This window comes from Myceligenerans pegani, assembly GCF_014892515.1.
Lineage (GTDB): Bacteria > Actinomycetota > Actinomycetes > Actinomycetales > Cellulomonadaceae > Myceligenerans > Myceligenerans pegani.
Map to the genome: position 1 here is coordinate 1 of NZ_JADBGR010000112.1, position 14,775 is coordinate 14,775.

11 protein-coding genes and 1 tRNA gene are annotated in these 14,775 nt (G+C 71.3%); 10 read left to right on the top strand and 2 right to left on the bottom strand.

Annotated features, from left to right (window positions below):
* The 4 genes from IIE03_RS24635 to IIE03_RS24650 form a co-directional block, all read left to right on the top strand.
* Positions 1 to 798 (top strand): carbohydrate ABC transporter permease (locus IIE03_RS24635; RefSeq protein WP_192865446.1); only part of this gene is annotated, 798 nt, incomplete at its 5' end.
* Positions 799 to 890: 92 nt separating this feature from the next.
* Positions 891 to 972 (top strand) — tRNA-Leu (locus tag IIE03_RS24640).
* Between the two features lie 475 nt (positions 973 to 1,447).
* Entirely contained in the window at positions 1,448 to 2,149 is a 702-nt protein-coding gene (locus tag IIE03_RS24645) for an ANTAR domain-containing response regulator (protein ID WP_192865590.1), read from the top strand.
* 180 nt (positions 2,150 to 2,329) lie between these two features.
* On the top strand, positions 2,330 to 2,992 hold the full coding sequence (locus tag IIE03_RS24650; protein WP_192865447.1) for a GNAT family N-acetyltransferase: 663 nt from the start codon (positions 2,330 to 2,332) through the stop codon (positions 2,990 to 2,992).
* Positions 2,993 to 3,130: 138 nt separating this feature from the next.
* On the opposite strand, the gene IIE03_RS24655 is transcribed toward IIE03_RS24650, so the two are convergent.
* Positions 3,131 to 3,520 (bottom strand): hotdog fold thioesterase, encoded by a 390-nt coding sequence (locus tag IIE03_RS24655; protein ID WP_225998308.1) that lies wholly within the window; start codon positions 3,518 to 3,520, stop codon positions 3,131 to 3,133.
* A gap of 52 nt (positions 3,521 to 3,572) precedes the next feature.
* Between IIE03_RS24655 and polA the strand changes: the two genes are divergently transcribed.
* Entirely contained in the window at positions 3,573 to 6,308 is a 2,736-nt protein-coding gene (gene polA, locus IIE03_RS24660; RefSeq protein WP_192865449.1) for a DNA polymerase I, read from the top strand.
* A gap of 3 nt (positions 6,309 to 6,311) precedes the next feature.
* Here the strand turns inward: polA and IIE03_RS24665 are convergent, their stop codons facing one another.
* Complete coding sequence (locus IIE03_RS24665) at positions 6,312 to 7,124, bottom strand: class I SAM-dependent methyltransferase (RefSeq protein WP_192865591.1); 813 nt, start codon at positions 7,122 to 7,124, stop codon at positions 6,312 to 6,314.
* 178 nt (positions 7,125 to 7,302) lie between these two features.
* Here IIE03_RS24665 and IIE03_RS24670 point away from each other — a divergent pair, with 178 nt between their 5' ends.
* The 5 genes from IIE03_RS24670 to rpsA all read left to right on the top strand — a co-directional run bounded on the left by IIE03_RS24670 (position 7,303) and on the right by rpsA (position 14,551).
* Positions 7,303 to 8,949, top strand: coding sequence for an ABC transporter substrate-binding protein (locus tag IIE03_RS24670; RefSeq protein ID WP_192865450.1), 1,647 nt, complete (start codon positions 7,303 to 7,305; stop codon positions 8,947 to 8,949).
* Between the two features lie 204 nt (positions 8,950 to 9,153).
* Complete coding sequence (locus IIE03_RS24675; RefSeq protein WP_192865451.1) at positions 9,154 to 10,161, top strand: ABC transporter permease; 1,008 nt, start codon at positions 9,154 to 9,156, stop codon at positions 10,159 to 10,161.
* Positions 10,158 to 11,141, top strand: a complete 984-nt coding sequence (locus IIE03_RS24680) for an ABC transporter permease (protein WP_192865452.1) — start codon at positions 10,158 to 10,160, stop codon at positions 11,139 to 11,141. The genes IIE03_RS24675 and IIE03_RS24680 overlap by 4 nt, the downstream gene beginning before the upstream one ends.
* Positions 11,142 to 11,158: 17 nt before the next feature.
* Positions 11,159 to 12,904 (top strand): dipeptide ABC transporter ATP-binding protein, encoded by a 1,746-nt coding sequence (locus IIE03_RS24685; protein WP_192865592.1) that lies wholly within the window; start codon positions 11,159 to 11,161, stop codon positions 12,902 to 12,904.
* 174 nt (positions 12,905 to 13,078) lie between these two features.
* The gene (rpsA, locus tag IIE03_RS24690) at positions 13,079 to 14,551 is read left to right on the top strand and encodes a 30S ribosomal protein S1 (protein WP_192865453.1); all 1,473 of its coding nucleotides are present in this window, start codon (positions 13,079 to 13,081) and stop codon (positions 14,549 to 14,551) included.
* Positions 14,552 to 14,775: the final 224 nt, after the last annotated feature.

Below are 14,775 nucleotides of genomic sequence, written 5' to 3' on the forward strand. Positions count from 1 at the left end.
ACGATCCTGGCGGTCGTGCTGGTGGTCTCGGCGTTCCCGCTGTACTACACGCTGCTGCTGGGCTCGTCCGACCAGGTGTCGATCTCGCAGCGTGCGCTGCCGCAGCTGTGGCCGGACGCGAGCATCTTCGCGGGGTTCGCGAACGTGATGTCCTCCAGCCAGATCAACTTCTGGCTGGCGCTGACCAACTCGGTGATCATCTCCGTGGTCGTGTCGGTGGCGACCGTGCTGACCTCGACCCTGGCGGGGTTCTCGTTCGCGAAGCTGCGCTACCCGGGCCGTAACGCGCTGCTGGTGTTCGTCATCGCGACCATGGCCGTGCCCACCCAGCTCGGGGTCATCCCGATGTACATCCTCATGTCCGAGCTCGACTGGATCGGCAAGATCCAGGCGGTGATCGTGCCGGCCCTGGTGTCCGCGTTCGGCGTGTTCTGGATGACGCAGTACCTTGACTCGGCGCTGCCGTACGAGCTGATCGAGGCGGCCCGGGTGGACGGCGCGTCCATGATCCGCACCTTCTGGAGCATCGCCATGCCCGCCGCACTACCGGCGGCCTCCATGCTGGGCCTGTTCATCTTCGTGATGCAGTGGACCATGTTCTTCTGGCCCTCGATCGTCCTGGGATCCCAGAATCCGACCCTGCCCATCGCGGTGCAGAACCTCACCGCCGGCTACCACAACGACTACTCGCTGATCATGGCCGGTGTCTTCCTGGTCACACTGCCGCTGCTGATCGTCTTCGCCTTCGTCGGCCGCCAGCTCGTGGCGGGCATCATGCAAGGCGCCGTCAAGGGGTGAGCCCGGCGTGCGTGCCGTTCCGCCCGCCGCGGAACGGCACGCCGTCGTAACATCCGTGGGCGGGACCACCGTGTAGGGTGGCTCTCGCCCTGGCCCGCCTGGCGGAACTGGCAGACGCGCGCGGCTCAAACCCGCGTCTCTTCGGAGGTGGGGGTTCGAGTCCCCCGGCGGGCACGAGACTCTGGGTGGAGTGTGTTCACGTTCCGTGAACCGCTTCGTCTCGTCGATGTCTTGTGGGGGCGTGCCCCCACACCCTGGCCCGGGGGCACGCCCCCGGACCCCCGGTGGGAGGGGGTGGCGTTTTCGAGGACGGTGTCCTTGCGTTCGGTCCTCCTCGGGGGACGGTCCCGGACCTCCGGGTGGGAAGGGGCGGCGTTCTTGAGGACGGTGCTCTTGTGCCCGGTGCTCTCTGGGGCATCGTCCCGGACTCCTGGTGGGGGCGGTGGCGTTCTCGAGGGCGGTGTCCTTGCGTCCGGTCCGTCCTCGGGATGACGGCGGGGGCGGGCGGGGTTGTCTCCGGGGAGCAGGTCGACGCACGGCGTGGTGTCAAGAGAGTGACGTGATCTCGCTGGTGTCGATGTCGTACGTGACGAAGAACAACGTGTACCGCCGCAGGTCGGCAGGCCCCGGGCGGTACCTGGACAGTAGGATGTGTGCCGTGAGCGACGAGACCACCCCCACGACCGAGACCACCGCCGGTGACAGCGCCGCGGTGGAGCTGGACCTTCCTCCGCTGACGGAGGAGGCCAAGGCCGAGGAAGCCGCCCCGGGCCGTGCCGCACGGCGCGCCGTCGTCGCCGAGGACGAGGCGCTGATCCGCATGGACGTCGTGGAGACGCTGCGCGAGGCGGGCTTCGAGGTCGTCGGTGAGGCCGGTGACGGCGAGACGGCGGTGAACCTGGCGCTGGAGCTCAAGCCCGATGTCGTCGTCATGGACGTCAAGATGCCCGAGCTGGACGGCATCTCCGCGGCCGAGAGGATCGGCAAGGCGCACGCCGCCCCCGTCGTGCTGCTCACGGCATTCTCGCAGACCGAACTCGTCGAGCGCGCGCGCGACGCCGGCGCGATGGCCTACGTCGTCAAGCCGTTCACGCCGGCCGACCTGCTCCCGTCGGTGGAGATCGCGATCTCCCGGTACCAGCAGCTCGGAGCCCTGGAGGCCGAGGTCACGGACCTCAAGGAGCGGTTCGAGACCCGCAAGCGGGTCGACCGCGCCAAGGGTCTGCTGATGACGAAGATGGGCCTGACGGAGCCGGAGTCGTTCCGCTGGATCCAGAAGACGTCGATGGACCGCCGCCTCACCATGCGCGAGGTCGCCGATGCCGTGATCGATCAGGTGGGCAATTCCTGATCCGTCCGGCGGTCCCGGCGTCGCTAAGAGTCGTTCCGCGACGGCGTGGCCTCGGGACTTGGCCGCAGTGGGACCTGGGGCCTATTCTCGTGCGCTGAGTCGGACGGTCGTCCAAGACGCGTCCGGTGCCCGCGGGAACCCAGAACCGCGGGGTTGTGCGAGCGTGCGGAGGTGGCGCCAGTGCGAGAGCGAGTGGCAGTCGAGGTGAGACCGGCGGGTGCCGCCGACCTGGACGCGGTCGCGGAGCTCGCGGCCCGCGGACGTGACGAATCGCCCGCCGGTACGCAGGTGGCCGCGGGCGACCACGAGCGACTCCGGGAACAGCTCAGCGTGCTGCTGGCCGTCGACGGGCACGTGCTCGTCGCGGAGCGCGCCGGACGGATCGTGGGCGTCGTGCTGGGCCGGCTCGTCGGCCCGCACCTGTTCGTCGTCCGGCCCGTGCTGTACCTGGACACCGTGTTCGTGGCGCCCGACGCGCGGCGTCGCGGCGTCGGGCACGCGCTCCTGCGCGCCGTGGCGTCCCTCGCGATCGAGAACGACTGCGAGGAGGTCTACGCCGCGCCCGTGGCCGGTACCCGCGGCGTGCAGCGCTTCCTGGCGCGCCTGGGCTTCGCACCCGCCTGCGGCCACCGTGTCGCGCCGACCCAGACCCTGCTGCGCCGTCTCGCGCAGGACAGCCCGCTCGCGAAGGAGGCGGAGCACCATCGTCGCCGCCCCGTCCGGGCCGGCCTCGAGGACCTCATCGCGCGCCGCCGTCGCGCCCGCTCCGCGGAGACGGGCCCGCTGGACCTGCGCGAGGTCCCGGCCGCGGCCGGGACCCGTCCGGAGCACGTCGCGGGCTGATCCCGTGCGCCGCGCGGACCCTGGCCGCACGGGCGCCTGGCCGCACGGCGTCGTGCCGCGCGAGGTCGGGCCGCGCGCTGTCGGGCCGGCGGGAAGCGCCCCGCCCGGCGCGTGCCCTGCCTCGGCGCGTGCCCTGCGTCAGCCGATGATCATGCAGGTGAGTCGCGCCGTGCAGACCCTGCGGTCCCTCTCGTCGGAGATGACGATCTCGTAGGCCGCCGTCGTCCGGCCCAGATGGATGGCCGTCGCCACCCCCGTGACCGTCCCCGAGCGGACACCCCGGTGGTGGGTCGCGTTGAGGTCGATCCCCACGGCCTGACGCCCCGCGCCCGCGTGCACCTGCGCCGCCACCGACGCGAGCGTCTCGGCGAGCACCGCCGACGACCCGCCGTGGAGGAGCCCCGCGGGCTGCGTGTTGCCCTCCACCGGCATCCGCCCCGCCGTCCGTTCCGCGGAGATCTCCGTGAACTCGATGCCGAGCTTGTCGATCACGGTCACCTCGGGGGCACCGGGATACATCGCGCGCATGTCCAGCGCGCCGGGAGGGTTGCTCACAGCGCCACCGGGCTGAGTGTCAGTCATGGGGGATAGGTTGGCATCCGTGACGACCGAAGCGCGAACCGATCTCCCCGCCGGCACCCCCGCCGGCACCCGCCCCCGGCTGCTGCTCGTGGACGGCCATTCCATGGCCTACCGGGCGTTCTTCGCCCTGCCCGATACGCTCGCCACCACATCCGGGCAGGTCACCAACGCGGTGTTCGGTTTCACCTCGATGCTCACGAATCTCCTGCGGGACGAGCAGCCCACGCACGCCGCCGTCGCGTTCGACGCCGGCCGCGTGACCTTCCGCACCGAGAAGTACCCCGAGTACAAGGCGGGCCGCGCCGCGACCCCCGACGAGTTCCGCTCCCAGGTCCCGCTCATCCACGAGGTGCTCGACGCGCTGCACATGCGATACCTCGCCGCCGAGGGCATCGAGGCCGACGACATCCTCGCCACCCTCGCCGACCGCGCGTCCGCCGCCGGCATGGAGGTCCTCATCTGTTCCGGCGATCGTGACGCCCTCCAGCTCGTGGACGACGACGTCACCGTGCTCTACCCGGTCAAGGGCGTCTCCGAGCTGGCGCGCATGACACCCGCCGCCGTCGAGGAGAAGTACGGGGTGCCGCCGCGCCAGTACCCCGACCTCGCCGCGCTCGTCGGGGAGAAGAGCGACAACCTTCCGGGCATTCCCGGCGTGGGCCCCAAGACCGCCGCGAAATGGGTCACCACCTTCGGCGGGCTCGACGAACTGCTCGCCCGCGCCGGAGAGGTGAAGGGCAAGGCGGGGGAGAAGCTCCGCGACCACCTCGACCAGGTGCGCACCAACCGCCAGCTCAACAGGCTCCTCACCGACGTCACGCTCGACCTCGGCCTCGACGACCTCACCCTCACGGGATTCGACCGCGAGGCGGTGCATCGCGTCTCCGACGCGCTGCAGTTCGGCCAGATGCGCGACCGCCTCCTCGCCGTCGACCCGGCGGGCGAGCCGGAGAGCGCGGCGGCCACCGGAAGCGTCGAGATCGAGGTGGACGACGTCGCCCCCGGCGGTCTCGCCGACTGGCTCGCGGCCCGCACCGGCCGCCTCGGGATCGACGTCTCGGGCACGACGACGCCCGCGGGCGGGGACGCCTGGAAGGTGGCCGTCGCCTCCCCGGACGGACACGCCGTCGTGTACGACACGGCGGATCTGGGCCCCGACGACGACAAGGCGCTCGCGGCCTGGCTCGCCGACGAGGCCGCGCCCAAGGTGGTGCACGGGGCGAAGACCGCGTGGCACGCGCTCTCGGGACGCGGCTGGGACCTGCGGGGCGTGGACTTCGACACCGAGCTGGCCGCGTACCTGTGCCACCCCGACCAGCGCGGCTACGACCTCGGCGACCTCGCCGAACGGCACCTGGGGCGCCGGCTCGGCGAGGCGGCGCCCGCCGCGCAGGGCGCGCTCGATCTCGACCTCGACGGCGCGGCCACCGGACAGGCGGAGGCGGCGCGTGCCGCCGCCGTCGGTGACCTGGCCGAGGTGCTCGCCGGGGAACTGACCGATCGCGGGGCGGCGCACCTGCTGGTCGACGTCGAGCTGCCGCTGTCGCGCGTCCTGGCGTCCATGGAGCACGCCGGGATCGCGGCCGACGTCGACTACCTCACGGACCTGGAGAAGCACTTCGCGGCCGGCGTCGCCGACGCCGCCGCGGCCGCGTTCGACGTGATCGGTCGGGAGGTGAACCTCGGCAGCCCCAAGCAGCTGCAGGAGGTGCTGTTCGACCAGCTGGCGATGCCGAAGACGAAGAAGATCAAGACCGGGTACACCACCGACGCGGCGGCGCTGCAGGACCTGTTCGCCAAGACGCAGCACCCGTTCCTGGAGCACCTGCTCGCCCACCGCGACGTCACGCGGCTGCGCACCACCGTCGAGGGGCTGCTGCGGACCGTCGCGCCGGACGGGCGGATCCACACCACGTTCCAGCAGACCATCGCCGCGACGGGGCGGCTCAGCTCGGTCGACCCGAACCTGCAGAACATCCCGGTCCGCACAGAGGCGGGCCGCCGCATCCGGCGGGCGTTCGTCGTGGGCCCGGGGTACGAGACGCTGCTGACGGCCGACTACAGCCAGATCGAGATGCGGATCATGGCGCACCTGTCCGGCGACGAGGGCTTGATCAGCGCCTTCCGGTCGGGCGAGGACCTGCACCGCTACGTGGGTTCGCGCGTGTTCCAGGTCGAGCCCGGGAACGTCACGCCGGAGATGCGCGCCAAGGTCAAGGCCATGAGCTACGGCCTGGCGTACGGCCTGAGCGCGTTCGGCCTGTCCCAGCAGCTGGGGATCTCCACCGGCGAGGCGCAGGGCCTCATGGACGACTACTTCGAGCGGTTCGGTGGCGTGCGCGACTACCTCACCGGCGTCGTCGAGGAGGCGCGGGCCACCGGATGGACCGCGACGGTCCTGGGCCGGCGGCGCTACCTCCCCGACCTCACGAGCGACAACCGGCAGCGCCGCCAGATGGCGGAGCGGATGGCGCTGAACGCCCCCATCCAGGGGTCCGCGGCCGACATCATCAAGCTCGCCATGCTCGGCGTGCGGCGCGAGCTCGACGCCCAGGGCCTGTCGTCCCGTGTCCTGCTGCAGGTGCACGACGAGCTCGTGGTGGAGGTCGCCCCGGGTGAGCGCGCCGCCGTGGAGGGCGTCCTCCGCGCGCAGATGGGCTCGGCCTTCGAGCTGGACGTGCCCCTCGAGGTCTCGGTCGGCACGGGCCAGAACTGGCACGACGCGGCCCACTGACCGTCAGGTCTTGTCGGCGACGAAGATCGCCGTACCCGGCAGGTAGTGGCCGCGTTCCGGGCCCCAGCCGCCCCAGGTCTGCGTGTTCCAGGCGGGCCACTCCGGCTCGACCAGGTCGACGAGCCGCAGGCCGGCGCTGGCGATCTCCCGGACGTGGTCACCCACCGTGCGGTGGTACTCGGCGTAGGCGACACGTCCGGCGTCGTCGGTCTCGACGTACGGGCGGCGGTCGAAGTAGGAGCGTGTCGCCGTGAGTCCGTGCGCGGTCGGATCGTCGGGGAACGCCCAGCGCAGCGGGTGCGTCACGGACAGGACCCAGCGCCCGCCGGGCCGCAGGACGCGGGCCGCCTCGGTGTGCACGCGCGCGGCGTCGGGCACGAACGGGATCGCTCCGAACGAGGTGAAGACGACGTCGAAGCTCGCGTCCGCGAACGGCAGCCGCCGCGCGTCGGCCTGGACGAGAGGGACGACGTCGGGAGCACCGTCCGGCCGCCCGGACGCCGCGCGCTCGCGCCCCTCGTGGAGCATGCTCCACGACACGTCGGTCGCCAGGACGCGGGCACCTCGACCCGCGAGCCAGCGGGAGCACTGCGCGGCGCCGGCGCCGATCTCCAGGACGTCCCGGCCGGCGACGTCGCCCAGCAGGCCAGCCTCCGACTCGGTGAGGCCCTCGGGGCCCCAGTGCAGCTCGCCGGCGAGGAAGGCGTCGTGGTCGTCCAGGTACTCGCCGGCGTTGGTGTCCCACCAGCCGCGGGAGGCGGCGCCGCCCTCGTCGTCGGGCACGTCGCGGTATCCGTAGTCGCGCACGGGGGACATCCTCTCCCGGCGCGCCGCGAAGGATCCCATGGCACGCTCGTCCGATCACGAATCGATCACGATATGGACAACCGACACACAGCGAAACACTGGCGCAACCCGGGTGAACCTAGAGTCGGGCGCACACCACGCAGCGGCGCGCGTAACCTGCGCGCCGCGTCCGATGGAAGGAGACGCCATGCGTCTGGGTTCACTGCGCCGGTTGGGGGCGCCTGTCGCGCTCGTGGCCGCCGGCGCCGTCGCGCTGTCCGGTTGCGTCGCGAGCGAGCGCGGCGACGAGGGTTCCGGCGGCGACGGCGGGAAGGACACGTTCGTGTTCGCCGCGTCGGCAGAGCCGGCCACGCTCGACCCCGCCTTCGCCTCCGACGGCGAGTCGTTCCGGGTCGCGCGGCAGATCTTCGAAGGGCTGGTCGGCGTCGAGCCCGGCACCGCCGAGCCCTCCCCCCTGCTCGCCGAGAGCTGGGACATCAGCGACGACGGCCTGGAGTACACCTTCCACCTGCTGGAGGGCGTGACGTTCCACGACGGCACGGACTTCGACGCCGAGGCCGTGTGCGCCAACTTCGACCGCTGGCACGACTGGACCGGCCTCGCCGCGCACGAGAACCTCTCGTACTACTACAAGGCCGTGTTCGGCGGCACCGGTGACGACAGCAAGTACGACTCCTGCGAGGCCACCGATCCGGCCACCGCCGTCGTCACGCTGAACGCCCCGGTCCCGGAGCTGATCGCCGCGCTGTCGCTCCCGTCGCTGTCGATGCAGTCGCCGACGGCGCTGGAGGAGTACGGCGCCGACGACGTGCAGGGCACCGAGGACGCGCCGCAGCTGACCGAGTACGGTCAGGCGCACCCGGTCGGCACCGGCCCGTACAAGTTCGTCGAGTGGAAGTCCGGCGAGAGCGTCACGCTCGAGGCCAACGAGGACTACCGGGACGAGATCCTGGACGTGAAGCGGATCATCTTCACGACGATCGCGGACGGCACCGCGCGCCGGCAGGCGCTCGAGGCCGGTGACATCGACGGGTACGACCTGGTCGCCCCGGCGGACGTGGACGCGCTCGAGGAGGCGGGCTTCACGCTGCACAACCGCCCCGCGTTCAACATCCTGTACCTCGGGATGAACCAGGCCACCGAGCCGCTGGACGACCCGCTCGTGCGCCAGGCGATCGCCCACGCCATCGACAAGGAGGGCCTGGCGCAGTCCACGCTGCCGGAGGGCACCGAGATCGCCACGCAGTTCATCCCGTCGACCGTGTCGGGCTACTCGGAGGACGTCACCACCTACGACTACGACCCCGCGCGGGCGATGGATCTCCTCGAGCAGGCCGGCGCCGAGGACCTCGAGGTCGAGTTCAACTACCCGACCGAGGTCTCGCGCCCGTACATGCCGGACCCCGCCGCGATCTTCGAGGCGATCTCCGCGGACCTCGAGGAGGTCGGGATCACGGTCACGGCGACGCCGGAGCCGTGGAGCCCGACGTACATCGACACCATCCAGGGCAGCGAGAACCACGGCCTGCACCTGCTGGGCTGGACGGGTGACTACAACGACACCTACAACTTCATCGGGACGTTCTTCGGTGCCGAGTCGCTGGAGTGGGGCTTCGACGACGCCGAGGTGTTCGGGGCGATCGACGACGCCCGCAACGCGCCGCTGGAGGAGCAGGAGGCCGCCTACCAGCACGCGAACGAGGTCCTCATGGACTTCCTGCCGGGCGTGCCGATCGCGAGCCCGGTGCCGACGCTGGTCGTCGCCCCGAACGTGATCGACTACCCGATCTCGCCGGTGCAGGACGAGGTGTACAGCAGCATCACGTTCGAGTGAGCGTGACCTCGGGCGGCCGCCACAGGCCGTAACATCGATGCCCGTGTCCGCGGCCGACCGCCGTCGGACACGGGCATCCATGTGCCACGGAACGAATCGAAGGACCACTGGCATCGACGTGCGGTGCCGCGCAGGGTGCGGGCCGAGGAACGAGGCACGCGCCCGGAGCGGAACCGCAGGAGATGGTACGAAGAAAGCGATCACATGCTCAGACTCGTCGGGCAGCGGCTGCTGCTCCTGATACCGCTCCTCCTGGGGCTCTCGGTACTGCTGTTCGCATGGGTGCGGGCACTGCCGGGCGGGCCGGTCACGGCCATGCTGGGGGAGCGTTACACGCCGGAGGCGGCGGCCGCGATCGAGGCCGAGATGGGGCTCGACCAGCCCCTGATCGTCCAGTACGGCAAGTACCTGCTCCGCCTGCTGCAGGGTGACTTCGGGACGTCGCTGCGCAGCGGCCGTCCCGTGCTCGAGGAGTTCGTCAACCGCTTCCCCGCGACGATCGAGCTGACCGTGGTCGCGCTGATCTTCGCGATCGGTGTCGGCATCCCGCTCGGCTATCTCGCGGCGCGCCGGGCGGGCACCGTCGTCGATCACACCGCCGTGGTCGTGTCGCTGATCGGCGTGACGGTGCCGGTGTTCTTCCTCGCCTTCATCCTCAAGTACATCTTCGCCGTGGAACTGGGCTGGTTCCCCACGAGCGGCCGGATGAGTCCGACGATGGAGGCGACGCACCCCACGAACTTCTACGTCCTGGACGGGATACTCACGGCCGAGTGGGACGCCGCCTGGGACGCGCTGGTGCACCTGATCCTGCCGGGCATCGCGCTGGGCACGATCCCCCTGGCGATCATCGCCCGCATGACCCGCGCCGCGGTGTCCGAGGTGCAGAACGCCGACTACGTCCGCACGGCCCGTGCCAAGGGCATCAAGCCGGCGCGGCTGCGCACCGAGCACATCCTGCGCAACGCGATGCTGCCCGTGCTGACGACCATCGGTCTCCAGGTGGGTCTGCTGCTGTCGGGCGCGGTGCTCACGGAGACGGTGTTCGCGTTCAGCGGCATCGGCAGCTTCCTGGCGGAGGCGGTGTTCAACGCCGACTACCCGGTGCTGCAGGGCTTCGTCCTGCTCATCGCCGTGACGTACGCCCTCGTGAACCTGCTCGTCGACGTGTCGTACGGGCTCATCGACCCGCGTCTGAGGAGGCAGCAGTGAGCGCCAACGAGCTACCCCCCACCTCGGGGGCCGAGGGGGCCGCGACCGCGCCCCTGCACGAGCCGGCGTCGATCCACGGGGACGACGGCGGCACCGGAGGTGCGGACCACTCCGGCGAGGGCGTGTGGACGCGCGCCTGGCGCACGCTGCGCCGCAACCCCGTGGCGATCGCGGGCTTCGCCATCGTGGCGGTGTTCGTGCTGGTCGCGCTCCTCGCGCCGCTGATCGCGCCCTACGGGCCGCACGAGCTGCCCGGACGCACCGACGTTCGCCCCACGTACATCCCCGGTCCCTCGGCCGAGTACTGGCTGGGCGTGGACCGGTACGGCGGCGACGTGTTCTCCAAGCTGATCTGGGGAGCGCGCGCGTCCCTGCTGGTCGGCGTCGTCTCGACGCTCTTCGGCCTGACCGGCGGCATGCTCCTGGGCCTGCTGGCGGGCTGGTTCGGCGGCTGGGCCGACTTCGGCGCCATGCGCCTGGTCGACCTCATGCTGTCGGTGCCCTCCTTGCTGCTGGCCGTCTCGATCGCCGCGATCGCGGGGCAGTCGCAGATGTCGGTGATCGTCGCCATCGGGGTGGTCCAGGTACCGATCTTCGCCCGGCTGCTACGGGGATCGATGCTCGCGCAGCGAGGGCAGGACTACGTCCTGGCGGCCTCCGCGCTCGGGCTGACGCGGCGCTCGGTGACGATGAGCCACGTGCTGCCGAACTCCGTGGGGCCGGTCATCGTGCAGGCCACCCTGACGCTCGCGACGGCGGTCATCGAGGCCGCGGCACTGTCCTTCCTGGGACTGGGCGGCGGCGAGCCGTCCACGGCGGAGTGGGGTCGCATGCTGACGGCCGCCCAGCAGGAGCTCGCGGTCGCGCCGCGCCTGGCGATCCTGCCCGGCGTCTGCATCGCGATCACCGCCCTCGGCTTCACCCTCGTGGGCGAGAGCCTGCGCGAGGCCCTCGACCCGCGGAACAGGACCCGGCGATGAGCGACGAGAAGGACACGATGAACGAGAGCACCACGGCGCAGGCCGGGCCGGACGCGGGGCCCGGGGCGTCCGCGGCCGATGTCGTGCTGCGGGTGGAGAACCTGGCCGTCGACTTCCGCACGGAGGGCGGTGCGGCGCGCGCCGTGCGGGGTGCCGACCTGACCGTGCACAGCGGCGAGACGGTGGCGATCGTCGGCGAGTCGGGGTCGGGCAAGACGACCCTCGCGATGGCCGTCCTCGGGCTGCTCGCGAGCAACGGGTCCGTGGCGGAGGGGCACATCTGGTTCCGGGGCGAGGACCTCGGCCAGGCGGGCCCGCAGCACATGGCGCACCTGCGCGGCACCGCCCTGGGGCTCGTCCCGCAGGACCCGATGACGAACCTCGACCCGGTGATGCGGATCGGGCGGCAGATCGACGAGGGGCTGATCGACAACGGCCTGCGGACGCGTCGTGACGCGCGCGGCCGCACCGTCGAACTGCTCGAGGAGGTCGGCCTGCCCGACGCCGCGCGCCGCGCGTCGCAGTACCCGCACGAGTTCTCCGGCGGCATGCGGCAGCGTGCGCTCATCGCGATGGGCCTGTCGGGGCGGCCCGCGTTGCTGGTCGCGGACGAGCCGACGTCGGCCCTCGACGTCACCGTGCAGCGGGGCATCCTCGACCAGCTGTCCGACCTGACCCACGAGCTCGGCACGGCCGTGCTGCTCATCACGCACGACCTCGGCCTGGCCGCCGAGCGGGCCGACAAGGTCGTCGTGATGTACCGCGGCGAGATCGTCGAGCAGGGGCCGGCGCGCGACGTGCTGATGAACCCGCGCCACGAGTACACGCGACGGCTGATGGCGTCGGCGCCGTCGCTGGCGTCGCGCCGGATCGAGATCGCGCGCGAGCGCGGCCTGGACGAGGTGCTCGACGAGGCGCTGCTGGCGCACGAGGACGGCGCCGTGAACGGCGTCGCCGCCGGAGAGCCTCTCGTCAGCGTGCGGGACGTGACGAAGGTGTTCAAGATCCGCGGCCACGGCCTGCTGGGCAGGAGCAAGGACTTCACGGCCGTGGACGGCGTGAGCCTCGACGTCCCCCGCGGCTCGACCGTCGCGGTGGTGGGGGAGTCGGGCTCGGGCAAGTCCACCCTGGCGCGGATGATCCTCGACATCGAGACACCGACGGCGGGCACGGTGCTCTTCGACGGCCGGCCGGCGGGCGGGGCGAACCAGGCGGAGCGGATCGCCTACCGGCGCCGCGTGCAGCCCGTGTTCCAGGACCCCTACTCGTCGCTCGACCCGATGTACTCGGTGTTCCGGGCCATCGAGGAGCCCCTGCGCGCGCACCGGTTCGGCGACCCGGAGGCGCGCCGGGAGCGCGTCGAGGAGCTCGCCGAGCAGGTCGCCCTGGGCAAGGGCCTGTTGCGGCGGTTCCCGTCGGAGCTGTCGGGCGGCCAGCGCCAGCGGGTGGCCATCGCCCGTGCCCTGGCGCTCAAGCCCGAGCTCGTGGTGTGCGACGAGGCGGTCTCCGCGCTCGACGTCGTCGTGCAGGCGCAGATCCTGCGGCTGCTCGCCGAACTGCAGGAGGAGCTGGGCCTGACGTACCTCTTCATCACGCACGACCTGGCCGTGGTGCGGCAGATCGCCGACCGCGTGGTCGTGATGCAGAACGGCATGCTGGTCGAGGAGGGCACGGTGGACGAGGTGTTCGACTCGCCGCGCACCGCGTACACCCGGGCCCTGCTCGACGCCATCCCCGGCAAGGACCTGGAGCTCGCGCTCTGATCCGCCGGGCGGCGTGTCCGTGCGCCACGCCGCCGGGCCGGTCTCTCGCGTTGACCGGCCCGGCGAGCCGTGGCTAGGATGTTCGGCGGTGCCGTGCGCCCACTCATGAGCGCCGCCCACCACTTTCTGTCCCTGTCCGCACTACGTCATGTCCGCATCGGAGCATCGAACTCAATGACCATCTCCACCACGAAGTCCGCGCCTCAGGTCGCCGTCAACGACATCGGCACCGAGGACGACTTCCTTGCTGCCGTCGACGCCACCATCAAGTACTTCAACGATGGTGACATCGTCGAAGGCACGATCGTCAAGGTGGACCGTGACGAGGTCCTCCTCGACATCGGTTACAAGACCGAGGGCGTCATCCCCTCCCGGGAGCTCTCGATCAAGCACGACGTCGACCCCGGCGAGGTCGTCGCCGTCGGGGACGACGTCGAGGCCCTCGTCCTCCAGAAGGAGGACAAGGAAGGCCGCCTGATCCTGTCCAAGAAGCGCGCCCAGTACGAGCGCGCCTGGGGCACGATCGAGAAGATCAAGGAGGAGGACGGCGTCGTCACCGGCACCGTCATCGAGGTCGTCAAGGGCGGCCTCATCCTCGACATCGGCCTCCGGGGCTTCCTCCCTGCCTCCCTCGTGGAGATGCGTCGGGTCCGCGACCTCCAGCCGTACGTCGGCAAGGAGATCGAGGCCAAGATCATCGAGCTCGACAAGAACCGCAACAACGTGGTCCTGTCGCGCCGCGCCTGGCTGGAGCAGACCCAGTCCGAGGTGCGCTCCACCTTCCTGCAGACCCTGCAGAAGGGCCAGGTGCGCCCCGGTACGGTCTCCTCGATCGTCAACTTCGGTGCGTTCGTCGACCTGGGCGGCGTGGACGGCCTGGTGCACGTCTCCGAGCTCTCCTGGAAGCACATCGACCACCCGTCCGAGGTCGTCGAGGTGGGCCAGGAGGTCACCGTCGAGGTGCTCGACGTCGACTTCGACCGCGAGCGTGTCTCCCTGTCGCTGAAGGCGACGCAGGAGGACCCGTGGCAGACCTTCGCGCGCACCCACGCCATCGGCCAGGTCGTGCCCGGCAAGGTCACCAAGATCGTTCCGTTCGGCGCGTTCGTGCGCGTCGAGGACGGCATCGAGGGCCTCGTGCACATCTCCGAGCTGGCCGTGCGCCACGTGGAGCTCGCCGAGCAGGTCGTCTCCGTCGGCGCCGAGGTCTTCGTCAAGGTCATCGACATCGACCTGGAGCGCCGCCGCATCTCGCTGTCGCTCAAGCAGGCGAACGAGGGCGTGGACCCGGAGTCCGAGGACTTCGACCCCGCGCTGTACGGCATGGCCGCCGAGTACGACGAGCAGGGGAACTACAAGTACCCCGAGGGCTTCGACCCGGAGACCAACGAGTGGCTCGAGGGCTTCGAGACGCAGCGCGAGGCCTGGGAGGCCGAGTACGCCAAGGCGCACGCCCGCTGGGAGGCGCACCGCAAGCAGGTCGCCGAGGCGCTCGCCGCGGACAACGACTCCGCCGCCGACGCCCCGGCCCCGGCCGCCGCGTCCTCCTCGTCCTACTCCTCGGCCCCGGCCGAGGACGAGGGCGCCGGCACGCTGGCCTCGGACGAGGCGCTCGCCGCGCTCCGCGAGAAGCTCACGGGCAACTGACCTGAGTCGTCCGACGGCCCGCCATCCCTCCGGGGTCGGCGGGCCGTCGTCCGCCCAGGGCGGCGTCGTCCTGAGGCCGCGTTGGTCGGGGCGCATTGGTTGAGGCGGCGTCGGTCTCAGGCCGCGCCGGATCTCGGACCGCTGTGGGCGGGCCGAACGCCGTCGGTCACGCGGACGGCGCTCGAACCGGTCCGCGCACACCTGCCCGCCCGGATGGTGGTGGT